This is a genomic window from Bradyrhizobium neotropicale (assembly GCF_001641695.1).
Lineage (GTDB): Bacteria > Pseudomonadota > Alphaproteobacteria > Rhizobiales > Xanthobacteraceae > Bradyrhizobium > Bradyrhizobium neotropicale.
Map to the genome: position 1 here is coordinate 1 of NZ_LSEF01000051.1, position 22114 is coordinate 22114.

Annotated in this window: 21 protein-coding genes and 1 pseudogene; 17 read left to right on the top strand and 5 right to left on the bottom strand. The window is 63.4% G+C overall.

Annotated elements, in window-relative coordinates:
• The first annotated feature begins 79 nt into the window (after positions 1–79).
• Positions 80–5410, top strand: a complete 5331-nt coding sequence (locus AXW67_RS44765; protein WP_161491264.1) for a beta strand repeat-containing protein — start codon at positions 80–82, stop codon at positions 5408–5410.
• Between the two features lie 30 nt (positions 5411–5440).
• Complete coding sequence (locus AXW67_RS16910; protein WP_063678790.1) at positions 5441–6256, top strand: sulfotransferase family protein; 816 nt, start codon at positions 5441–5443, stop codon at positions 6254–6256.
• A 150-nt stretch (positions 6257–6406) separates the two neighbouring features.
• Here AXW67_RS16910 and AXW67_RS41930 read toward each other — a convergent pair.
• Positions 6407–6526: pseudogene (locus tag AXW67_RS41930) on the bottom strand (aliphatic sulfonate ABC transporter substrate-binding protein); the annotation flags it as partial.
• Between the two features lie 92 nt (positions 6527–6618).
• On the opposite strand from AXW67_RS41930, the gene AXW67_RS16920 reads away from it, so the two are divergent.
• From AXW67_RS16920 to dhaK, 15 genes are all read left to right on the top strand, one after another.
• Positions 6619–7227: an autoinducer binding domain-containing protein gene (locus AXW67_RS16920; RefSeq protein ID WP_063678792.1), complete on the top strand. Its 609-nt coding sequence runs from the start codon at positions 6619–6621 to the stop codon at positions 7225–7227.
• 37 nt (positions 7228–7264) lie between these two features.
• Positions 7265–7954 (top strand): hypothetical protein, encoded by a 690-nt coding sequence (locus tag AXW67_RS16925; RefSeq protein ID WP_063678793.1) that lies wholly within the window; start codon positions 7265–7267, stop codon positions 7952–7954.
• A 57-nt stretch (positions 7955–8011) separates the two neighbouring features.
• Positions 8012–8332, top strand: a complete 321-nt coding sequence (locus AXW67_RS41935) for a hypothetical protein (protein ID WP_145927669.1) — start codon at positions 8012–8014, stop codon at positions 8330–8332.
• Positions 8333–8717: 385 nt separating this feature from the next.
• A complete protein-coding gene (locus tag AXW67_RS16930) occupies positions 8718–10067 on the top strand; it encodes an ABC transporter substrate-binding protein (RefSeq protein ID WP_027556947.1) in 1350 nt (449 codons plus the stop codon).
• Between the two features lie 101 nt (positions 10068–10168).
• Complete coding sequence (locus AXW67_RS16935; RefSeq protein ID WP_063678794.1) at positions 10169–11128, top strand: carbohydrate ABC transporter permease; 960 nt, start codon at positions 10169–10171, stop codon at positions 11126–11128.
• The gene (locus AXW67_RS16940; protein WP_063678795.1) at positions 11125–12078 is read left to right on the top strand and encodes a carbohydrate ABC transporter permease; all 954 of its coding nucleotides are present in this window, start codon (positions 11125–11127) and stop codon (positions 12076–12078) included. The genes AXW67_RS16935 and AXW67_RS16940 overlap by 4 nt, the downstream gene beginning before the upstream one ends.
• Positions 12075–12287: a hypothetical protein gene (locus AXW67_RS16945; RefSeq protein WP_035688347.1), complete on the top strand. Its 213-nt coding sequence runs from the start codon at positions 12075–12077 to the stop codon at positions 12285–12287. The genes AXW67_RS16940 and AXW67_RS16945 overlap by 4 nt, the downstream gene beginning before the upstream one ends.
• Before the next feature lie 6 nt (positions 12288–12293).
• Positions 12294–13391: an ABC transporter ATP-binding protein gene (locus tag AXW67_RS16950; RefSeq protein ID WP_063678796.1), complete on the top strand. Its 1098-nt coding sequence runs from the start codon at positions 12294–12296 to the stop codon at positions 13389–13391.
• Entirely contained in the window at positions 13384–14391 is a 1008-nt protein-coding gene (locus AXW67_RS16955) for an ABC transporter ATP-binding protein (RefSeq protein ID WP_027556942.1), read from the top strand. Before AXW67_RS16950 ends, AXW67_RS16955 begins: the two co-directional genes overlap by 8 nt.
• Positions 14388–15002 carry a dihydroxyacetone kinase subunit DhaL gene (gene dhaL / locus AXW67_RS16960; protein ID WP_027556941.1) on the top strand — a complete coding sequence of 205 codons (615 nt, stop codon included), beginning with the start codon at positions 14388–14390 and terminating at the stop codon, positions 15000–15002. Before AXW67_RS16955 ends, dhaL begins: the two co-directional genes overlap by 4 nt.
• Positions 14999–15400, top strand: coding sequence for a dihydroxyacetone kinase phosphoryl donor subunit DhaM (gene dhaM, locus AXW67_RS16965; protein WP_027556940.1), 402 nt, complete (start codon positions 14999–15001; stop codon positions 15398–15400). The genes dhaL and dhaM overlap by 4 nt, the downstream gene beginning before the upstream one ends.
• Positions 15393–15707 carry an HPr family phosphocarrier protein gene (locus tag AXW67_RS16970; RefSeq protein ID WP_063678797.1) on the top strand — a complete coding sequence of 105 codons (315 nt, stop codon included), beginning with the start codon at positions 15393–15395 and terminating at the stop codon, positions 15705–15707. Before dhaM ends, AXW67_RS16970 begins: the two co-directional genes overlap by 8 nt.
• Before the next feature lie 4 nt (positions 15708–15711).
• On the top strand, positions 15712–17310 hold the full coding sequence (gene ptsP, locus AXW67_RS16975) for a phosphoenolpyruvate--protein phosphotransferase (RefSeq protein ID WP_082907923.1): 1599 nt from the start codon (positions 15712–15714) through the stop codon (positions 17308–17310).
• Positions 17307–17738, top strand: coding sequence for a hypothetical protein (locus tag AXW67_RS16980; RefSeq protein ID WP_063678799.1), 432 nt, complete (start codon positions 17307–17309; stop codon positions 17736–17738). The genes ptsP and AXW67_RS16980 overlap by 4 nt, the downstream gene beginning before the upstream one ends.
• Positions 17739–17777: 39 nt before the next feature.
• A complete protein-coding gene (gene dhaK / locus AXW67_RS16985; RefSeq protein WP_063678800.1) occupies positions 17778–18767 on the top strand; it encodes a dihydroxyacetone kinase subunit DhaK in 990 nt (329 codons plus the stop codon).
• Positions 18768–18841: 74 nt separating this feature from the next.
• Here the strand turns inward: dhaK and AXW67_RS16990 are convergent, their stop codons facing one another.
• From AXW67_RS16990 to AXW67_RS17005, 4 genes are read right to left on the bottom strand one after another with little or no spacing between them, the layout of a single operon-like run.
• A complete protein-coding gene (locus AXW67_RS16990; RefSeq protein WP_027556935.1) occupies positions 18842–19816 on the bottom strand; it encodes a tripartite tricarboxylate transporter substrate-binding protein in 975 nt (324 codons plus the stop codon).
• Between the two features lie 21 nt (positions 19817–19837).
• On the bottom strand, positions 19838–20554 hold the full coding sequence (locus AXW67_RS16995) for a GntR family transcriptional regulator (RefSeq protein WP_063678801.1): 717 nt from the start codon (positions 20552–20554) through the stop codon (positions 19838–19840).
• 22 nt (positions 20555–20576) lie between these two features.
• Entirely contained in the window at positions 20577–21317 is a 741-nt protein-coding gene (locus AXW67_RS17000) for an SDR family oxidoreductase (protein WP_063678802.1), read from the bottom strand.
• A gap of 24 nt (positions 21318–21341) precedes the next feature.
• Positions 21342–22112 (bottom strand): SDR family oxidoreductase, encoded by a 771-nt coding sequence (locus AXW67_RS17005; RefSeq protein ID WP_063678803.1) that lies wholly within the window; start codon positions 22110–22112, stop codon positions 21342–21344.
• Positions 22113–22114 lie beyond the last annotated feature (2 nt).

Sequence of the window (22114 nt, forward strand, 5' to 3'; positions counted from 1 at the left end):
CGGGCTAAACGTTCCATCCGGAGGTGGCGGCGGCGGCGCCGGTCTTGGCGGCGGCGTCTTCGTTGGCGCGGGAGGCGCGTTGACGATCCGGGGCGGCTCGATCGGCGGCAACTCGGCTGTCGGCGGTCTCGGCGGCGCGTCCTACACCAGTGCCAGTGCGGGCACGAACGGGCAGGGCATCGGTTCGGGCCTCTTCGCGGCCTCGCCGAACGTCACCCTTGCGCCTCTACAGGGCGACACGTTGACCATCTCGGACACGATCGGGGGTGCAGGCGTCGGCGTCATCCATGTCGCGGGAGCCGGCAACGTCACGCTGTCGGGCGCCATTACCGGCACCACAATCGACATCTCCAACACCGGCACCGTGTCGCTGCCGGCCAGTGATCTCATCAACGATTCCGTCTCGCTGTCGGGCTCGGCGCACATCACGCTGGCGAACAAGATCACGGGCGGCGGTACCATCAGCACATCTGGCACGTCGGTGCTGACCATCACCGGAAACAATCTGCTGACCGGTGGCATGGTGTTGAGCGGCAGCAGCACCATCGATCTCGCCTCGGTGAATTCGATCGGCAGCGGCGTCATCACCTTCATGCCGAATTCCGGCGCGACCCTGGTCATCGAAGCGGGCGTGACGGTGTCCAACCAGATCAACGGCTTCAACCCGGGCGATACGATCAAGCTGGCCGGCTTTGCCGCCAATGCGACGGCGACGCTGGGCGCCAACAACGTCCTGACCGTCACTGACGGCGTCCATTCCGTCGATCTGCATCTCAATCCCGGCCTCAATCTCTCGCTGTTCACGTTCGACGTCACCGCCTACAGCGGTGGCGTGATGGTGACGGATCGCGTGCCGTTCGGGATCACCGGCGTGGTTGGCCAGCCAGTCTACGGCAGCGGCGTCGAACTGCGCGGCACGGCCGCCCCGGGCACCACGGTCACGATCATCGCCAATGGCGGCTCGACCGTTCTGGGCACCGGCATCGTCGACGGCAATGGCAATTTCGATGTCATCACCTCGCCGCTCGCCGACGGCGTCTACACATTCCAGGCGGTATCGCAGACGGGAACGTCGTCGCAGACATCAGCCGGATTCGCGGTCAATGTCCTTCCGAGCGCACCGGTGATCACGACGCAGATCGGCCATCCGATCAACGGCGACACCGTCGAGCTGAAGGGCACTGCGCTGCCCAACCAGACGATCAAGCTGTATCTCGACGGCAGCTCGACCGCGTTCGCGACCGGCACTGCGGACGCGAACGGCAATTTCGACATCGTCACGCCGGCATTGATCGACGGCAGCCATACGATCCGGGCAACCGAGACCGACAGCCTGGGCCTTGTGAGCCCGCTGTCGGCCGGCTTCATCGTCAACGTCAATCCGACCGTGCCCACGATCACAGCCGTGGTGAATAGCCCCTTCAATGGCGGGCCGATCGAGGTGAGGGGGACGGGCGAAGCCAACCGGATCATCAAGATCTTTGCCGACGGCGGCACGACCGTGATCGGCACCGGCAACACCGATGGCAGCGGCCATTTCGATTTCACGACAACGTCGGGGCTTTCTAACGGCGTCCACACGCTGACGGCAGTCACCTTCGACGCTTCGAACCTGTCCAGCACGGCGTCGAACAGCTTCTCGGTCAATGTCGTCCCGTCGGCGCCGGTCATCACCACGCTGGTCGGTCAACCCGACAATGGCGGCACCATCGAGGTCAAGGGCACGGGCCAGCCCAACCAGACCGTCACGCTCTATGCCGATGGCGGTGCGACGCCGGTCGGCACCGGCGTCACCGACGCCACCGGACATTTCGACATCACGACGACGCTGATCTTTGCCGACGGCGTGCATCGCCTGACCGCGACGGCGACCGATTCCTCCAATTTCGTCAGCCCGGTGTCGTCGCAATTCGCCGTCAACGTGATTCCGGACACGCCGGTCATCTCGGCGGTGCTTCCCGTCTCCGGCACCACGCAGCGCATCGAGGTGCAGGGCACCGGCGAGGTCGGCGAGACGATCAAGCTGTTCGCCGACGGCAGCACGACGGTGCTGGCCACCGGGGTGGTCGATGCGACCGGCCATTTCGACATCTTCGCCAATATCCTCGGCGGCGCGCATACCATCCGTGCCACCGAAACCAACGCCGCCAACCTGGTCAGTGTGATCTCCGGCGGTATGTCGGTCAATGTCACGCCCAATGCGCCAGCGATCACCGCGCTGGTCGGCCAGCCGATCAACGGCACCACCGTAACAGTGAAGGGCACGGCCCAGCACGTCGGCGGCACCATCACGCTTTACGCCGATGGCGGCGCGACGGCGGTCGGCACCGGCACGGTTGCCGCCAACGGCACGTTCTCGATCACGACCAGCGTGACGTTCGCCGATGCCGTGCACACCTTCACCGCGACCGAAACCGATGACGGCGTCGCAAGCGCGCTGTCGCCGGCATACACCGTCAACGTCAATCCGATCGCGCCCACGATCACCGCGCAGATCGGAACGGCGGTGGAGGGCGGTGCGCTCGAGTTCGTCGGGACGGGCGAAGTCGGCAACTCCGTGACGATCACCTTGGGCGGCGCCACCATTGGTTCGGGAATCGTCGATGCCACTGGGCATTTCGACATCACGACGATTTCGGGCTTGAACCCCGGCCTCCAAACCGTGTCGGTGACCGAGACCAACGCGGCTCATCTTACCAGCAGCGCGTCGAGCTTCGTTGCGACGGTTGCGCCAGTCGCGCCGGTCATCACATCGGTGGTTTCGGTCGACGATCCCGGCGGGCGCGTCGAGGCGTTCGGTACCGGCAAGGTGGGTGACACCATCACGCTGTATGCGGATGGCGGCACCACCGCGATCGGCTCCGGTACGGTGGACCAGACCGGCCACTTCGCGATCTATTCGACCAATGGCCTCGCGCTCGGCGACGGCGCTCACGCGATCACGGCGACGCAGACGCTGGTGAACGGCGCGGGCTCGGCGACCAGCGCAGCATCGGCGGCCGCTAACGTGAATGTGGCGACGACCGCCACCAGCTTTACGATCACGTCGGCTGCGGACCTTGCGGCGGACATCGCGGCGATCGATCTGACCGGCGCGTATTCGCACGCCAATACGCATTACACGTTCAACATCGTCGGCGACCTCGTCCTGAACTCACAGCTCGCAGCTTTCAATCTCGCCTCGGGCGATACGCTGAGCATCCACGGCAATGCCCACACGCTGGACGCCCACGGACTTCCTGGCCTGTTCGTCTATTCCGGTACGATCGACATCGATAATCTCGGCGTCATCAACGCGGTCGCCAGGGGCGGTGACTCCGCAAGCGGTGGCGGTGGCGGCGCGGGACTTGGCGGTGGCCTCTTCATCGCCTCGGGTGGCGCGGTCACGCTCGACAATGTCAGCTTTGCACATGATCGGGCGATCGGCGGCAATGGACACTATTCCCTTGGTTTTGCTGCCGGCGGCGGCGGCATGGGCGGCACGGGCAACGGCAATGGCGGCGGCGGCGTCGGCCTCGCCGCATCCGGCGGGACCTACTCCGGTTATAGTCCCGGTCGCGGCATCGTCGTCGGCGCGGCGCCCGGCGGCGGCGCGGGTGGTGCCAATGGTGGCGGTGGCGTCACTGGCACCAATTGGTATGGCAGCGGTTTCTACGGCTATGTCGGCGGCGCTGGTGGCGGCATCGGTGGCAGTGCGGGTACCGCCTCGTCGGCTGGCGCAGGCGGTTTTGGCGGTGGCGGTGGCGGCGGTGTCGTTAGCCCTGTTGATTTCACCGGTAGCGCCGGCGGTGCCGGCGGGTTCGGCGGCGGTGGCGGCGCTTCAATACGGGGCGCGGGCGGCACCGGCGGCTTCGGCGGTGGCGGTGGCGCCGGCTACTCTAGCTCCGGCGATGCGGCCGGCGGTTTCGGTGCTGGACGCGGCTCGGCCAGCTATCAATCGGGCGGCGGCGGCCTCGGCGCGGGCGGCGCGATCTTCGTCCAGGAAGGTGGCTCGCTGACCTTCGGCGGCAGCGGTGGCGCCCATGACAACAGCGTTGCCGGTGGTTCGGGCTCGAATGCCGCTCACAATTCCGGATCGGGCCTCGGCAGCGGCATCTTCCTCCAGGGCAACCAGACCATCACCTTCGCTCCCGATGCGACGCACATCATCACGATCAGCGACGTGATCGCCGACATGACCGGCTCGCACGATGCCAGCGGCCAGACCGGCGCGGGACATCTGGTGCTCGATGGCGACGGAACGCTGGTGCTGGGAACGACGAATACGTTCACCGGCGGCATCACGATCGAGAACGGTACGCTCGACCTCACCGCACACGGCGCGGCCGGCTCCGGCGCGATCGACTTCTCGGCGGCGGGCCATGCTGCGCTGGAGTTCAACGCCGCCAATGCGCCGGTCAACGCGATCGAGCATTTCGGCACGCGTGACCAGATCGTCGTCGACGGCTTCCATGCCGCGAGCGACAGCTACAGCAACGGCGTGCTGGTGCTGAGCGGCGCGAGTGGATCGGTCAGCCTTGCGGTGACCGGCGACGACATCGCTTCGCTTTCGGACTTCCAGTTCACCTACGACGCTGCGGCCAACACCACGACCGTCACCGCGGGACCGGATCGCTCGGGCAACGACGTGATCCATTACGGTAGCGGCGCGCATAGTCTCACTGGCGGGACGGGGGACGACGTGTTCTTCTTCCGCGGCAGCGATCTTGCGGCAGGCGTGACCGACAAGATTACCGACTTCTCCTGGGCAACCGGCAGCAACGAGCACGACCGCATCCATATCGAAGGCGTCGATCCCAATTCGGTGTCGGTCTCGACGGTCAATGGCGGCCACGACACCGACATCGCGATCACCGTCACCGGCGGCACGGCCCATATCCTGGTGCAGGGCGTCGGCTCAGGCCCGCTGCAAATCGAATTCCAGAACACGACGCCCACGGATGATGCGCATCTGAACACGCTGCTGACGCCATCGACGGTGAACGAGACGGTCGCCAGTTTCAATCTCGGCGCCAACGCGCCTTACGCCAGGTCCTTGGTCAGCTATGACGCAAATGGCGCCATGGTCGCGCAGGACGTCACCAACAATGACGGCTCGCACACGGTCACCGTGCAGGGCGCCAACGCCGCACTCACGGCCTCGGGTGCGAACGATACATACGTGTTCCAGTTCAATTCGCAGGCGGCAGCCACAGCGACCATCGGCAATTTCGACGTGGCGCACGACGTGCTGCAACTCAGCCAGTCGACTTACGCGAACGCGGCGGCAGCGCTGGCTGCGATCACCGCCGACCCCCACAATGCCGGCAACCCGGCCGACACTACCATCGCGCTCGACGCCCTTCACACGGTCACGCTGATCGGTGTCAACCCGAACCTGCTGCAGCAGCGGGATTTTCTGGTAGTCTAGTCACGAATCTTCCGTCAGGTTTGCAGGATCATGCAAGGCGATATCCATTTCATCTCCGGACTTCCGCGCGCGGGCTCGACGCTGCTGTCGGCCATATTGCGACAGAACCCGCGCTTTCGTGCCGGGATGACTGGACCGGTCGGCTCGCTGGTCGACGGCATGCTGCGCAGCATGAGCATGAGCAACGAGACCGCGATCTTCATCACCGACGAGCAGCGCCGCGACCTCATCAAGGCGATCTTCTCGACCTATTACGCCGATCTGCCGAAAGGGCACGTGGTTTTCGACACCAACCGCAATTGGTGCGCGCGGCTGCCACTGATCACCGAGCTGTTTCCGCGCGCCAAGGTGATCTGCTGCGTACGCCACATTCCCTGGATCCTGGATTCGGTCGAGCGGCTCATTCGCAGGAACAAGTATCAGCCGTCGGGCATCTTCAATTTCGAGCCGGGCGGCACGGTGTATTCGCGCGTGGAAGGTTTGGCGGCGCCGAACGGCATGGTCGGCTTTGCCTGGAATGCGCTGCGCGAAGCGTTTTGCGGCGAACAGACCGCCTGCCTGCTGGCGCTGACCTACGAGACGCTGACCAGCCAGCCGGAACGGGCGATCGCGGCGGTCTACGAGTTCATCGGCGAGAAGCCGTTCGCGCATGATTTCCAGAACATCGAGTTCGACGCCGAAGAGTTCGACCGCAGGATCGGTACGCCCGGTCTGCACAAGGTTGGCAAGCGCGTGGAATCCCCGGGTCGCAAAACCGTGCTGCCGGGCGATCTCTGGCGCAAATACGAGAACGATGCGTTCTGGGGCGACCCCGCGCGCAACCCGAACCAGGTGAGGGTGATCTAGGGAAGGGTACGAATACCTCGGATTCTGCGCCCGCCGGCCGATTCAACCAAACCTCATCTCGACTTAGGAACCGCCACCGCCGGCAACCGGCCGGTGGCGGTTCTACTTTGCATGGGGTTGTTTTGCAGATTTTGTCTGAAGCGAGGCGCCCTAGCACCCCTTGGGAATCCAGATATTCAATGCGCCGGTATCCAGTTTGACCGGAATGAGACCCTCGGCAAAGAAGGCGTCTGCGATGCGCTGCTGCTCCGACAGGCCGGGCGCGGTGACAGCGCTTCCCCCTGCGGACTTGGTGCTGATGCCGAGCATAAGGCCCTCGCTTCCGGCCGGAAGCCGCGTAAGATGCTTGCGAGGAAACAAGCATGCAACGTGAAGTTATCCTGCAGAAAATTGAAATGGCCGAAACAACTGACGAGTTGTCGGGCTTTCTACGCCAATGGAGGAGTGAGCTTGGGCTTTCCCACCTCGTGTATCACGCGGTGTCGGTGCCTGCTTTCGAGAAATCGAACGCGCTGCTTCTGTTGACCTATGACGACGCGTGGGTCCAGCGATACGTGCAGCGCGACTACTTCCAGATCGACCCCGTGGTGCGCGCCGGGCGCGCGGGATTTCTACCGATCGACTGGATGAGGCTGGACCACCACACCAAGGAGGCGCGGCACTTCTTTGCCGAAGCCGCCAGCTATGGCGTCGGCCGTCACGGCATCACCCTTCCGATTCGCGGGCCTGCCGGCGAACGGGCGTTGCTCACGGTCAACGCTAACGTCGATGACGAGCACTGGCATCGCTGGCGGTTCAACTATGTTCACGAGGTCCAACTCCTCGCCCACTTCTTCCATGACCGTGCCATGCCCGTCGACCCTCCTTACGTCAGCATCATCTGCGGCCCGTTCCGCTTTAACGCTTTCTTCATCGATATCGCGATTTCTATTGTATCTTCGCAGGTTGTTGAGTGGCGTCCTTGCAACTAGTATCAGAAAAACTGCTTCTGCTTGGAAAGGTTGCGCCATGAGTTCGATCACTGCGACGAACAGTTCGACGTCCAATATTCTGACTTCGCTGCTTGATCCAACTTTGTCTGCCGCGCCGGGGTCGGCCTCAGCTTCGACTCAATCGTCGGCGCCGACGACGTCGAGCGATCCGGTCGACGTGCTCGACCTCTCGGACCGCGCGAAGCAAATTCTTGCACGCGCAAATCTCGAGCAGGCAGCTGCCGACAAGTTGAGTGGGTTCCTTCAATCCTTGAAAGGTCCTGATGCTAAGAGCACTGCCTCTCACGACGGCTCAAAGGGACAAGGCTCACTGTTCAAGAAGTTGAGAGGGCGCGCGCAAGACAGCTCGGACAAGACAACGTGGACCGCGGGATCGAGAGCTGGAGACGCGTCAATATCAGATGCCGACTTCATTGCGAAATACAAGGACGCCCTTGAGGGAAGCTTGGCAGGATTTCCACCTGACAAGCTAGCAGCCCTGCAATCGGCCATCAGCAATGGCACTCTGAAATTCCAGAAAGGGTCGGAGGTGGAGGGTTACAACACCAGGACGACCGTCACTTACAGTGTTGGGCCAGGCGGCGGCCAGGGTATGTCGACATCCGGATACAGGCCACCGACCGGCGCCGTCAAAGAGGCAATCGACTCTGGAAATGCTGTCGGGCTCTGGACCGAAGATCGCGGAGACGTATACGTTACCTGGTGATGGCACCCAGCTCTCCACGCTCGTGATGCAGGTGAGGGCCGGACGATGACAGTGCCAATGCGCGCAATACTGGCGATGGTGGTTCTGAGTCTGGTCCGCGTGACCATGGCCCAGACGCAAGAGCAACCTCCAACCTTGCTACCGCCTGTCACGGTGAAACCGCCCTCGCATGTTCTGGAGCCCGAAGACCCTCATGGAGGCAGCGGAACCGGAGCGGGGACGAGCGGCAAGAAAGAAGACGGCAAGGCACTCGAACAATTGAACCGCGACCTCAAGCGCAAGGTGGATGAGGTCAACCCAACCACCAACAATCGTGCGCGATCAAGCCATTGTTGGCTCTCAATACAGAGGGCCATGGCGGCCCATGCTTTTTGCTGAAGAACTGCATTCGAAGAGAGCCAGCGCCGCGACAGTTTTTTAGAACCCGGTGTGTATGACGCGCGGCTTCGGTTGCCGCCGGGTCGGCGTGACACGGCCTGCTATTGCGCGGCGCTTCGTATCATCCCCAGAGCTAGGACAAGGATCGCGTGCTGGCATCGGGCGCTGTGTCGAAGCAGCAGCCAACTTCCCTGCTTGCAATGTTTAGTAAATCGTGCCTTACTAAACAAATCGAGCCTGCCGGACCTATAGAATCCGGGTGGCGCGAGGAAACGCTAGTTTAGTTATTCAGCTCGTCACGGACTGTGTCGCTCTGCTCGAAGCACTCGAGCGGGTAGGAAAGCCGCGCCATGTCGATGGCCGGCCCACTCGGAGGGAACATGTAATGAAACGGACAATAACGAAGACGCTTGTTGTGGCATGCGGGGCTGTTGCCGCCGCATTCGGCGTCGGAGCGGGGACCACGCCCGCACAGGCGCAGGGCAAAACCATCACACTGTGCTGGGCCGCATGGGACCCGGCGAACGCGCTGGTCGAACTTTCGAAGGACTTCACCGCCAAGTCGGGCATTGGTATGAAGTTCGAATTCGTGCCTTGGACCAATTACGCTGATCGATTCCTGAACGAACTCAATTCGCACGGCTCGTTGTGCGACCTCATCATCGGCGATTCACAATGGATCGGCGGCGCCGCGGAGAACGGCCAGTACGTCAAGCTCAACGATTTCTTCAAGAAGGAAGGAATCAGCATGGACGACTACATGCCGGCGACGGTGGTCGGCTATTCCGAGTGGCCGAAGAACACGCCGAATTATTGGGCGCTGCCGGCGATGGGCGATGCGGTAGGCTGGACCTATCGCAAGGACTGGTTTGCGCGGCCGGACGTGCAGAAGGACTTCAAGGCCAAGTACAACCGTGATCTCGCCGCGCCGAAGACGCTGGATGAGCTCCGCGACATCGCGCAATTCTTCCAGGGCCGCGAGATCGACGGCAAGAAAGTCTACGGCGCCTCGATCTACACCGAGCGTGGCTCGGAAGGCATCACCATGGGCGTCTCGAACTATCTCTACGACTACGGCTTCAAATACGACGATCCGAAGAAGTCCTATGCGATGGACGGGTTCGTGAACTCGCCTGGCGCCGTGAAGGGGCTCGAGGCCTACAAGGAGCTCTACAAGTGCTGCACGCCTCCCGGCGCCTCCAACTCCTACATGTCGGAGGGGCTTGATGCCTTCAAGTCCGGCCAGGTCGCGCTGCAGATGAACTTCTTCGCGTTCTTCCCGGGCCTCCACAAGGACCCGAATGTCGGCGGCGATAAGATCGGCTTCTTCGTCAATCCGGCCGGTCCTGCCGCCCAGGCGACGCAACTCGGCGGACAGGGCATCTCGGTCGTCTCCTACTCTAAGAACCAGGCGGAGGCGTTGCAATACATCAAGTGGTTCTCCGGCAGCGACGTCCAGAAGAAGTGGTGGGCGCTCGGCGGCTATTCCTGCGCCAAGTCCGTGCTGAACGATCCGGGCTTCCCGAACAGCGCGCCCTTTGCGAAGGAGTTCCTGCAGTCGATGGGAATGGTAGTCGATTTCTGGGCCGAGCCCTCCTACGCCCAGCTGCTCCAGGCCGAGCAGAAGCGCGTACATGACTATGTGGTCGCGGACAAAGGCACCGCACAGGAAGCGCTCGACGGTCTGGTGAGGGACTGGAAGGCGATCTTCAAGGAAGAAGGCAAGAAGTTCTGATGCGAGCCGCCCGGAGCGCGTGTGCTCGCGCTCCGGGTTTCCTTCGAGATGACCGGAACTGTCGGATCGTCGACGCCCCGGTGCCAGGATCGGTCGATGCAATGAATGAATTGAGTGCCTCTTCGCGGATTACCTATCGGGCCGTCATGGTCCGACCAGGCGTGGCGCGTCGTATCCGGGGCCTGTCAGACAGGACGCTCGCCTGGCTCTTCATCACGCCGACGATCGTGCTGCTGCTCGCGATCAATATCTTTCCCTTGCTCTGGACGATCTATCTGTCGTTCACGAACTACCGCGCCAATCGGGCCAATGTGCCGACGATCTGGTTGGGGGCTGACTGGTATCAGTCGATCCTGACCGATCCGGACATCTGGGCGGCGATGCAGGTGACGGCGCATTTCGTGATCTGGACGGTGGTGATCGAGACCGTCGTTGGATTCGGCCTTGCATACCTCATCGACAAGAAGTTCCGCGGCCACGGCCTATGGACCACGATCATCCTGCTGCCGATGATGCTGTCGCCCGCCGTCGTCGGCAATTTCTGGACGTTCCTCTATCAACCCCAGATCGGATTGTTCAACTATATGGTCGCCTTCTTCACCGGCCGCGATGCCTCGTCATTCCAGATGCTAGGTGACGTCACGCTGAGCCCCTGGGCCATCGTCATCGTCGACGCCTGGATTTGGACGCCCTATGTGATGCTGATTTGTCTCGCAGGCCTGCGTTCTATTCCGGACTATATCTATGAAGCGGCGGAGGTCGACCGTGCATCCAAATGGCGGCAGTTCTGGTCAATCACGCTGCCGATGGCGCTGCCGTTCATCATGCTGGCGGTGCTCTTCCGTGGCATTGAGAACTTCAAGATGTTCGACATGGTCAATCTGCTCACCGGGGGTGGGCCGGGATCGACCACGGAGGTCGCCTCGATCACGCTCAAGCGTGCGGCGTTCGAGAGCTGGCGTACGGGCTATTCCTCGGCCTTCGCGATCATCCTGTTTGTGACGGTCTTCGGCCTTGCCAACATCTATGTGAAGGCGCTGAACAAGGTGAAAAGCCGATGACCTCAGCCACAACAGCCCATTCGGTCGTCGAGCCGTCGGCCACCACGAGGCGTTTTGCCGGCTCGCTGGTCGTGCTCTATGCCATCATCACCATGATCCCGCTGGTGTGGATCATGCTCACCGCGTTCAAGTCGCCCGACGATGCGATTTCCTATCCGCCGAAGGTGATGTTCAAGCCATCGCTCGAAGGCTTCTGCAATCTGTTCACGACACGCTCGCGTCAGACCCCGGAGTTCATCCGCTCACTGGGACCGCCGCAGGGGCTTTGCGATAGCATCGCACGCAGCCGCAACATGGTGGTCGCTGGTCCCTCGAACTATGTGCCGCGCTTCGTCAATTCGCTGATCATCGCGTTCGGCTCCACCGTGCTCGCCGTCGCGCTTGGCACCTTGTCGGCCTACGGCTTCTCGCGGTTCCGCGTGCCTTTGAAGGACGACCTCCTGTTCTTCATTCTATCGACCAGAATGATGCCGCCGATTGCGGTCGCGATTCCGATCTACCTGATGTACCGCACCGTCGGATTGTCGGATACCCGGCTCGGGATGATCCTGCTCTATACGTCGGTCAACGTCTCGCTCGCGGTCTGGCTTCTCAAGGGCTTCATCGACGAAATTCCGCGCGAGTACGAGGAGGCGGCGATGATCGATGGATATACCCGCTTCCAGGCGTTCGTGAAGGTGGTGCTGCCTCAGGCCACTACCGGAATCGCGGCGACGGCGATCTTCTGCCTGATCTTTGCCTGGAACGAATACGCTTTCGCCGTGCTTCTCACCTCGGGCAACGCGCAGACGGCGCCGCCGTTCATTCCGATTATCATCGGCGAGGGCGGCCAGGATTGGCCCGCGGTGGCCGCCGGCACGACGCTGTTTCTGGTGCCGATCGTGGTGTTCACGGTCCTGTTGCGCAAGCATCTGCTGCGCGGCATCACCTTTGGAGCCGTTCGCAAATGAGTCTCGATGCCACTCCATCGATCCCAAGTCGCGGTCTCGCAGACCGCGTCCTGCGCCGCGGTCCGCTCGAAGCCGGGGCAACGATGATCATCGCCGCCGGTGTCGTCATGCTGATGCAGCCGTTCTCCCTGACGCTGTATTCCTGGTCGTTTGCGACGACCCTGTTCGGCACCGTGATGTTCACCATTGTGTCGAAAGTCCGGGAGTAGGGCGCGATGGCACAGATCAAGATTGAGGCGCTCGACAAATCCTTCGGTTCGTTTCATGCGGTCAAGTCAGCCAGCTTCACGGTGGAGCACGGCCAGTTCCTTTGCCTGCTGGGACCTTCCGGCTGTGGCAAGACCACGACGCTCCGCATGATCGCCGGCCTGGAACTGCCGACGGCAGGCACCATTCGGCTCGACGGGGAAGATGTGACGATGAACCGCGCATCGGCGCGCGACATCGCCTTGGTGTTCCAGCTCTTCGCGCTCTATCCGCACATGAATGTCCGGCGCAACATCGGCTTTCCGCTGAAATGCGAGGGCATCGGTGCGGCCGAACGCGACCGGCGGGTCGTCGAGGCCGCGTGCATCCTGCGGATTTCCCACCTCCTCGACCGATCGGTGTCGGGCCTCGCCGGCGGTGATCGGCAGCGCGTCGCGCTGGGACGGGCGATCGTGCGCAAGCCGAAGTGCTTCCTGATGGACGAACCGCTCGGTGCGCTCGATACCGAGATGCGAGAGGCCATGATTCACGAACTGCGGGCTTTGCATGACCGGCTGGGCGCGACGACGGTCTATGTCACGCATGACCAGCTCGAGGCCATGGCGATGGCCGACAGGATCGCGGTGATGAACAATGGTGTTGTCGAGCAGGTCGCGAGCCCGCGCGACATCTATGACCGGCCAGCTTCGCTGTTTGTTGCGGACTTTATCGGTTCTCCGCCCATGAATCTTCTGCCGTTCCGTGGCGGGCTGCAGACTGGTGCACAGGCAATCCGGCTCGGCGAGCGTGACGTCGCAATTCCTGCCGCGCGCGAGGCGATGGCGGAGAGCGAGCTCGTGCTCGGAGTGCGGCCTGAGCATGTGCGCTTTACCGATCGCGGCATGGTCCGCGGTGAGGTCTATGGGACGGAGTATCTGGGCACGACGCAGATCGTGACCGTGACGACGCATTACGGTGCACTCAAGGCCCGCTCACCCAGCAGCAGATCCTTTCGGACTGGCGAGACTGTCGGGCTCGACTTCCGGCCTGATACGCTGTCGATCTTCGACAAGGCGTCGGGCCGGGCTATACGCACCGCACTGCATGAGGGAGGCGCGCGTGGCTGAGGTGGAGATCAACGCTGTTTCCAAGGCATTCGGCAAGACGCAGGCCGTGAGCGATCTGTCGTTGACCGTCGGCGATGGCGAGTTCGTCGCATTGCTCGGGCCGACGGGTGCCGGCAAGACCACGGCACTGCGTTTGATCGCCGGATTGGATCGGCCGGATAGCGGTTCGATCCGCATCGACGGGCGCGACGTGACCAGCGAAGCGCCGGCGGACCGCGATGTCGCCTTTGTCTTCCAGCAATATTCGCTGTATCCGCACCTGACCGTGTTTGAGAACATGGCCTTCGCGTTGCGCGCGCCGACCCGCCGCGTGCCCGAAGCCGACATTCGCGCGAAGGTGCAGGAGGTGGCGCGTCTGCTTCATATCGAGACCAAGCTGGACAACAAGGCGACGCAGCTGTCGGGTGGGCAGATGCAGCGCGTCGCGATCGGCCGGGCTCTGGTCCGTTCGCCCTCGATCTATCTGATGGACGAACCGCTCTCCTCGCTGGATGCGAAGCTGCGCAGCGAACTCCGCCTCGAGCTCAAGCGGATCCAGGTCGATCTCGGCGCGACGATACTCTATGTCACCCACGACCAGACCGAAGCGATGACCATGGCGTCGCGCATCGGCGTGATCGAAGGCGGACGACTGATGCAGATCGGATCGCCGCGCGAGATTTACGAGAACCCGATCAACGCGCATGTCGCGGCGCGGCTAGGCCAGCCGACGATCAATTTGCTGCCGGCGGCCTTGTTCGCCGGCGCGCCAGCCGGTGCCGAGACGGTCGGCGCGCGGACCGAGCACCTCACGATTGCGCGCGGTGGTGGCAACGTCTCGGCAACCGTCAAACGGGTCGAACACCTCGGCGACCAGAGCCATCTTCATCTCGACCTCGCCGGCAGGCCGGTTGTGACCCTGGCGGATCCCGACGCGGGCTTTGGCGCCGGGGATGTGGTGTCGCTCCGTCTGAACAAACCGCTGTTTTTCGATGCGAAGGGCTGGAGGGTAGCGGCATGAGCCTCGATCGGGTAGCCAGGGAAAGACTGGTGCGAGCACTGGCAAGGTCAGTGATCGAACACGCGGACGAGTTAACGAGCCTCGACCAGGCGATTGGCGATGGGGATCATGGACTGAACATGAAGCGCGGTTTCGAGGCTGTGCTCGCGGCATTGCCGGGCCTTGCCGACAAGTTGCTTCCGGAAATGCTCAAAGCGATCGGAATGACCCTGGTCATGAAGGTCGGCGGTGCTTCTGGGCCGCTGGTTGGGACTTTCTTCATGGAACTGGGCAAGGCACTCCCGGAGCAGCCGAGCCGGGCCGATCTCGTCGCGGCGACGGAGAAGGCGATCGACGCCGTCAAGGCGCGCGGTCGTTCCGAAGCGGGGCAGAAGACGCTGCTGGATGTCCTGGTGCCGGTCCATGCCGTTCTGGCGGGAGGCGGCGATGCCAAGGCAATCGCGACTGAAGCGGCGCAAGCGGCCGATCGCACCACGCCCATGCAGGCGATCCGCGGCCGCGCGTCCTTTCTTGGCGAACGCTCGATCGGTCATATGGACCCCGGCTCGCGCTCGGTGTCCCTTCTGATCGGTGCAGCAGTTGAGACATTGGAGTTCGAGGTCAATACATGAGCAGCTTACGTCCCGGCAATGTCGGAATTGTCATCGTGTCGCATTCACCAAAGATAGCGGAAGGTGCGGCCGATATGGTGCGCCAGATGGTCGGAGATGCAGTGCCGTTGGCCTGGACCGGTGGCGATGTCGATGGCGGGCTCGGTACGAACGTTGCGGGAATCCTCGCGGCGATCGAGACGGCCTGGTCACCGGCAGGCGTCGCGATCCTTGTCGATCTCGGGGGTGCCGAGACCAATTCGGAGATGGCGGTGGAGATGCTTCCCGAAGACCGGCGCGCGCGCGTCCTGGTCTGCAATGCCCCGGTGGTCGAGGGGGCTGTGATTGCTGCGACCGAGTCTTCGGGCGGCTCGTCGCTTGCCGCCGTCAAGCGCAGCGCGGAGGAATTCTATGCATGATACCAACGCCCACCGGGCGACTCAGATCTTTGCGCCACTGACCGCCTCCGCGGTCCTCGTCAATCCGGTCGGCCTGCACGCTCGGCCATCGGTGAAGCTCACGCAATGCGCGAAAGGCTTTACCGCAAAGATCGAAATCGCGCTTGCGGCGGACGGACCCTGGACGGACGCCAAGAGTCCCGTGAAGGTGATGCGTGTGAAGGCGCCGCAGGGCGCAACGCTGCATTTCCGCATCAGCGGTCCTGATGGCGAGGCGGCGCTCACGGCCATGCTGGCGCTGGTGCATGACGGTTTCGGCGAGGCGTGAGATCGTGGGCGAGATCCAACTCACCGGCCATCCTGCCTCGCCAGGCCTCGCCATCGGCCCGGTCGCCGTGTTGACGAGTGTCGTGGCGAGCCGAGCGGCGAAGGGCGATCCGGCTCAGGAGGCCGCAGCACTGAAGGCGGCGATCGAGGGGGCCGCAGTGGAACTCGCCGAACTGATCGCGACGGTTCATAGCGAAGCCGCGGAAATTCTGGAGTTTCAGGTCGCGATGCTGGGCGACGATGCGCTTGCGGAGGGGGCGTACGAAGCTGTTGCGGCCGGCAAGGCCGCCGACGATGCCTGGCGCGCGGCACTCGACGCGGAGATTGCCGGCTATCGCGCTGCGGATGAGGAATATTTTCAGGCTCGTGCCGCGGATCTGGTCGACATTCGCGACCGCGTGCTCGCCGGCCTGAACGGCGCGGATGCGATCGCGAAAATCTCCGGCGATTCCGTCGTCATGGGTGATGACATTTCGCCCTCGGCGTTTCTGGCCGTCGACTGGACCCGCGGCGGCGCCATCGCGCTGGCCGCGGGATCGCCTTCGTCGCATGTTGCGATGCTCGCGCGGGCACGCGGCGCTCCTATGGTGGTCGGATTGGGTCCATTGCCATCGAACGGACAGCCGCCGTCATTGGCGCTGGTCGACGGTGACGCCGGCACCGTGATCTTTGATCCCAACCCTGAAACACGCCGCCTGTTCGAGCACCGCGTGGCGGCTGCGAACGCCGCACGAATCGCTGCCGATGCCGGCCGCCTCAAACCGGCGGTGACGGCCGATGGCCGACGCATCGCTGTCCTTCTCAATGTCGCTGCGCCCGAAGACCTCGCGGGTCTCGATCCCGCAATCTGCGACGGCATCGGCCTCGTGCGGACGGAGTTTCTGTTCGAAGGGTCAAGAGGGCTGCCGGGCGAGGATGCGCAATATGCCGTCTACCGGCGCATTCTCGACTGGGCCGCGGGGCGGCCGGTGACGATCCGCACCCTTGATGCGGGCGGCGACAAGCCGATCTCCGGCTTGACGATCGATGGCGAGCGCAATCCATTCTTGGGCTTGCGCGGGATTCGTCTCTCGCTGGCACGGCCGGAGGTGTTTCGCGTGCAGTTGCGGGCGCTGTGCCGTGCGGCCGTCCATGGGACGCTGAAGGTGATGCTGCCGATGATCGCGGTTCCCGCGGAACTCGATCGTGCCAGCGCCATGCTGGATGCGGAGTTTGCGGCGCTCAAGGCAGAGGGCATCGCCTGCGCCCGGCCGCCGCTCGGCATCATGGTCGAGGTCCCCGCGGCAGCGCTTTGCGCGGAGGATTTTGGCGCGGCGTTCTATTCCATCGGGTCGAACGACCTGACCCAATACACGATGGCTGCGGCGCGCGACATCGGCGCTGTCGCCGACCTCAACGATGCCGGACATCCGGCGGTGCTGGCGCTGATCACACGGACCGTCGAGGCCGGGCGCAAGCGCGGCGTCGAGGTCTCGCTCTGCGGCGATGCCGCGGCCGATATGCGCTTGACGAATGCGCTGCTGGCGACGGGCCTGACGACTCTTTCGGTTTCGCCGATTGCGGTGGCCCGGCTCAAAGCGGCCATCGCCGGGGTGACTGCATGAGCGACGATGCAGGCGAAGACACAAGCCGGCCGGGCGACAGCAATGTCGCGGAATACAAGCTCATCCTGCGGCGGGCCCTCGACAACCGGCCATCCGGGACGCGGCTGAAGCTCGCGGCCGCGCTCGGCAAGAACCGCTCCTTTGTCAGCCAGATCACCAATCCGGCCTATCTGGTGCCGATCCCGGCGAAGCATGTCGCGATCATCTTCGAAGTCTGCCATCTCTCCGGAGCCGAGCGCGCGGCTTTTCTCGAAGCCTATGGACGCGCACACCCCGGACGGCTGCGCGCACCTCACCGAGAGGCGCGCACGCGCACAGTTATTGTGACGGTGCCCGATCTCGGTGACGACAAGAAGAATCGTGCACTCGAGCAGCTCATCATCGACTTTGCTGATCAGCTCGCGCGCTACACCGAAAGCATCGGCTGACGAATTCGGACTGCAAAAACGGATAACCGGGAGAACGCCATGAAAAAGCTGATCAACAGCGCCGATACGGTGCTCGAAGAGAGTCTCGACGGGTTGGCGGCTGCGCATGCCGATATCCTGCTTCTCGGCGCCGAGCGGAAGTTCGTACGCCGCCGCACCCTGAAGCCGGGCAAGGTCGCGCTCATCTCGGGCGGAGGCTCGGGACATGAACCGCTCCATGCGGGCTTCGTCGGCGTAGGCATGCTCGATGCCGCATGTCCGGGCCAGGTCTTCACGTCACCGACGCCGGATCAGATGGTCGAGGCGGCGGAGTCGGTCGACACCGGGGCAGGCGTGCTCTTCATCGTCAAGAATTACGAAGGCGATGTGATGAATTTCACCATGGCTGCCGAGATGGCCGGGCGCGAAGTCGCAAGCGTGGTGACCAATGATGACGTCGCGGTCGAGAAATCGACCTACACGACCGGCCGTCGCGGTGTCGCGGGGACGCTAATCGTGGAAAAGATGGTCGGCGCCGCGGCCGAGAAGGGCATGCCGCTCGCCGCGCTCAAGGTGCTCGGCGATGATGTCAATCGGCGCACCCGCTCGATGGGCGTGGCGCTGCTGCCGTGCACCGTTCCGGCGGCGGGCCGGCCGAACTTCACTCTGGCTGACAACGAAATGGAAATGGGGGTCGGCATTCATGGCGAGCCGGGGCGCCGCAGGGTGCCGTTGGCATCTGCCGATGCGATTGCTGCCGAGATGCTCAATGCGATCCTGGGTGATCTCACGCCGGGCAGGGGTAGCGAAGTCCTCCTACTGGTCAACGGCTTCGGCGCAACGCCCCTGATCGAGCTCTATCTGATGGTCAACAGCGCCAAGAGGATTCTGGAGGGGGCAGGGATTACGGCGACACGTTTCCTGACCGGTTCTCATGTGACGTCCCTCGACATGGCCGGTGCCTCGATCACCGTCTCCGTGCTCGACAACCAGGCAAAGGAATTGTGGGATGCCCCGGTGCATACCGCCGCGTTGCGCTGGGGTGTCTGATGGATTGGGGCGAGAGATCAAGACCAAATTATTCAAAGCAGGTTGCGGACCAATCGCCTCCTTGACGCTGACGTCTATTGCGGTGCGATTCCGGCCGCTTTGATAATCCGTCCCCATTTCCCAATCTCAGACTTCAAGAAAGCTTCGAGGGCATCCGGCGTTGCGCGTTCGGGCTCGACCGGAGTCATGCTGAGCTCGCCAAAGCGGCTGATCAGCGCGGGATCCTTCAATGCGGTCTGCAACGCGCCCACAAGATGGTCGACCACAGGCTTCGGCGTGCCTCTCGGCGCGTAGAGGCCGTACCAAGTCGTGACATTGAAGTCAGGAACGCCGGCTTCGGCCGAGGTCGGCACGTCAGGCAGTGTTGCGACACGTTGCTTGCTGGTGATCGCGTAGCCTTTGATCGTGTTCGACTGGATATAGGGCGTCGGTCCGGTTGCGGGATCGCAATAGACGTCGATGTGGCCGGCGATGACGTCGTTCAGCGCCGGTCCGCCGCCCTTGTAGTAGATCGGCGTGAGTTTCGTATCAGTGGTGCTCATGAACATCAGGCCGCAGAGCTGCGAAGCCGAGCCGAGACCGACGTTGCCGAAGGTCATCTTGTCGCCCTCACTGCGGATGCGCGTGATCATCTCGCTCAAATCCTTGGCCGGGAAATTCGGCCGCGCCACCAGGATCATGGGCACGTCGGTGACGAGCCCGATCATGGCGAAGTCGCCGACGGGATCGAACGGCAACTTCGCATAGAGCGCGGGCGCAGTGGCCTGGCCGACATGCATCAGCAGCAGCGTGTAGCCATCGGGGGGCGCCTTGGCGACGCGGTTAGTGCCGAGCGTGCCGCCGGCGCCGACGACGTTCTCGATGACGATGGACTGCTTCAGCGTCGCACTCATCGCATTGCCGAGGATACGAGCGATGACGTCGCCGGGACCGCCGGCGGAGAAGGGCACAATCATCGTGACCGGGCGATTGGGGTAGTCGTCCGCGATCGCGGTGCCGCAGGAATAGAGCAGGAAAAGCAGGATCAGCGATCGTACGAGATACGTCATCGAACACTCCCTGGCGGCATTTTAGTCGTCGGAAGGCGCCGCCTCCTTGGCCACCGACGATTTTTCAATCATGTCAAGCGCGGCCACGGCAGCCGCGTTGATGTGGTCGACGCAGCAGCGTTCGGCGAGGTCCGCATCGCCGCTCTGGATCGCGCGCCAGATCGCTGTGACCTCGCGCAGGCTCTTGTTGATCCGCTTCGGTTGCGACATCGACGTGATCCGCAACAGCTGGATCCGGTCGTGGAGCGGCTTGAGCATGCGCTCGATGAACGCATTGCGGCAGCCGCCGATTAGCGCGGCGTAGAAGTCGGTCTTGGCTTCGAGGCATCCGACGAGATCTTGCTTGGCCGCGGCCGCCTTCAGCCGTGTCAAGGCTTTCCCGATCCGGCGTGCGACCTCCGGGTCGTGAAGCCTAGCGCATTCGCGGCCGGCGAATCCTTCGAGAACCGCGCGCGCTGCGTAGAGTTGCCGGGCCTCCTCGAGGCTGATCGTAGAGACCACTGGACCGCGATGGGGGACCGTATTGACCAGCCCATCGGCCTCGAGGACACGCAGCGCCTCACGGATCGAGGGGCGGCTGACGCCCATCATCTCGCAGAGCTCGCGCTCGACCAGGCGTTGGCCCGGCTTGAGTGTTCCGGACATGATTGCTTCGCGCAGCTTTTGCGCGACCATCGCCCGGACGGTCGGGACGTCCTCGATGCGGAGTGTCGACTGCAATTCGCTACGTCTTTCCATGTCCGGGCTCTGGGTGGGTGATTTAGTACCGGTTTACAGGCAGAATCATCATTTCGGCAATTTGAACGTGGGCGGGCTGGTCGAGGGCGAAGACGATGGAACGGGCAATATCGGCCGGTTCGAGCGCCATCCTGAATTGGTCGAAATAGTCCTTTTCCCTCTGCTTATCGCCGCGGTAGCGAGTCAGGATGATGTTGGTCCTGGTCAGGCCGGGTTGAAGTTCGGTCACCCGGATTGCCGTTTCCGCCAACTCGCCCCGGAGGGTCTCGGTGAACATGTGCACCCCAGCCTTGCTGGTGCTGTAGGCGGCCATGTCCGGCACGATCCGGACCGCGTTGATCGAGCTGATGTTGACCACGTGGCCGGCGTTGCGCCGAATCATCTCGGGGAGGATCGCGCGCGTCACCCGCATCAAGCCGATCAGATTGGTCTGGATAATATTGGACCAGTCGTCGGCGGAGCCGGCGTCAAAGCGCGTTCGCCCGCCGATATCGTGCCCGGCGTTGTTGATGAGCACGTCGACCGGCTTGAAATGCGCTGGAATAGCGTCCGGCAGGCGATCCACGGCCTGCGCATCGCTGACGTCGAGCTGGATCGGAAACACCGCGATGCCGGCCGTCGCCGCGAGTTCCTGGAGTGCCTTGGCGTCGCGGTCGACCAGCACGACGCGGCGGCCGCTTTCCAGCAGAGCCTTGGTGATGGCGCGTCCCATTCCGCCGGCGGCGCCCGTCAGCACGACGGTCTGGCCCGATTGTTCAGTCATTGCAATGCTCCCATTCCAGTGTTCTCAAGCGACCGACCAGCCGCCGTCGATCGGCAGGCTGGCTCCGGTGATATCGTTCGCGGCCGGGCCGCAGAGAAAGACGACCATGGCTGCGACGGCGTCCATGGCGATGAAGCGCTGTGTGGGCTGACGCTCGCCGAGATATTGGCCGGTCACGTCCTCGACGGAGCGTCGGCTGTCCGCCGCCATCGTAGCGATCTTGTTCAGGATGGCGGGCGTCGGCAGCGTGCCCGGGCAGAGCGTGTTGCAGGTGATGCCGCTGCGGGCCGTCTCGATGGCGACGGCGCGCGTCACGCCCAGGATCGCGGTCTTGGTGGTGACGTAGTCGATCCGGTCCTCGATGGCGCGCGTCGAATAGATCGAGCCCATATTGATGATCCGGCCCCAGCCGCGCTGCCTCATGGCCGGCAGCGCCAGGCGGATGAGGTGGAACGGCGCCGAAAGGTTGACGGCCAGCGCCTGCTCCCAGCGATCGGGCGGAAACTGTTCGATCGCCGAGAAATGCCTGACAACGGCGTTGTTGACGAGGATGTCGATGGCGCCGCAGCGGTCGAGCAAGTCCGCCATCATGGCCTCGATCGCCCCGCGCTGGGTGAGATCGACGCCTGCCGCGATGACGTTTACACCGAAGCGGGCGCGAAGGTCGTCCGCGGCCTGCTTCGGCGCGACGAGATCGTGAAGGACAATATTGGCGCCCGCGCCGGCCAGGCCTTCCGCCACGGCAAGGCCAAGGCCCGCCGTCGCGCCGGTCACGAGTGCCCATTTGCCCTTCATCG

Bases quoted from the DNA above. Each gene is read 5' to 3' on its own strand.
- AXW67_RS16940 (WP_063678795.1), top strand. From the start codon at position 11,125: ATGACCTCAGCCACAACAGCCCATTCGGTCGTCGAGCCGTCGGCCACC.
- AXW67_RS41935 (WP_145927669.1), top strand. From the start codon at position 8,012: ATGCGCGCAATACTGGCGATGGTGGTTCTGAGTCTGGTCCGCGTGACC.
- AXW67_RS16950 (WP_063678796.1), top strand. From the start codon at position 12,294: ATGGCACAGATCAAGATTGAGGCGCTCGACAAATCCTTCGGTTCGTTT.
- AXW67_RS16980 (WP_063678799.1), top strand. From the start codon at position 17,307: ATGAGCGACGATGCAGGCGAAGACACAAGCCGGCCGGGCGACAGCAAT.
- AXW67_RS16920 (WP_063678792.1), top strand. From the start codon at position 6,619: ATGCAACGTGAAGTTATCCTGCAGAAAATTGAAATGGCCGAAACAACT.
- AXW67_RS16925 (WP_063678793.1), top strand. From the start codon at position 7,265: ATGAGTTCGATCACTGCGACGAACAGTTCGACGTCCAATATTCTGACT.
- AXW67_RS17000 (WP_063678802.1), bottom strand. From the start codon at position 21,317: ATGACTGAACAATCGGGCCAGACCGTCGTGCTGACGGGCGCCGCCGGC.
- AXW67_RS16930 (WP_027556947.1), top strand. From the start codon at position 8,718: ATGAAACGGACAATAACGAAGACGCTTGTTGTGGCATGCGGGGCTGTT.
- AXW67_RS16945 (WP_035688347.1), top strand. From the start codon at position 12,075: ATGAGTCTCGATGCCACTCCATCGATCCCAAGTCGCGGTCTCGCAGAC.
- AXW67_RS16995 (WP_063678801.1), bottom strand. From the start codon at position 20,554: ATGGAAAGACGTAGCGAATTGCAGTCGACACTCCGCATCGAGGACGTC.
- dhaK (WP_063678800.1), top strand. From the start codon at position 17,778: ATGAAAAAGCTGATCAACAGCGCCGATACGGTGCTCGAAGAGAGTCTC.
- AXW67_RS16935 (WP_063678794.1), top strand. From the start codon at position 10,169: ATGAATGAATTGAGTGCCTCTTCGCGGATTACCTATCGGGCCGTCATG.
- dhaM (WP_027556940.1), top strand. From the start codon at position 14,999: ATGAGCAGCTTACGTCCCGGCAATGTCGGAATTGTCATCGTGTCGCAT.
- AXW67_RS16970 (WP_063678797.1), top strand. From the start codon at position 15,393: ATGCATGATACCAACGCCCACCGGGCGACTCAGATCTTTGCGCCACTG.
- AXW67_RS16990 (WP_027556935.1), bottom strand. From the start codon at position 19,816: ATGACGTATCTCGTACGATCGCTGATCCTGCTTTTCCTGCTCTATTCC.
- dhaL (WP_027556941.1), top strand. From the start codon at position 14,388: ATGAGCCTCGATCGGGTAGCCAGGGAAAGACTGGTGCGAGCACTGGCA.
- AXW67_RS16910 (WP_063678790.1), top strand. From the start codon at position 5,441: ATGCAAGGCGATATCCATTTCATCTCCGGACTTCCGCGCGCGGGCTCG.
- AXW67_RS17005 (WP_063678803.1), bottom strand. From the start codon at position 22,112: ATGAAGGGCAAATGGGCACTCGTGACCGGCGCGACGGCGGGCCTTGGC.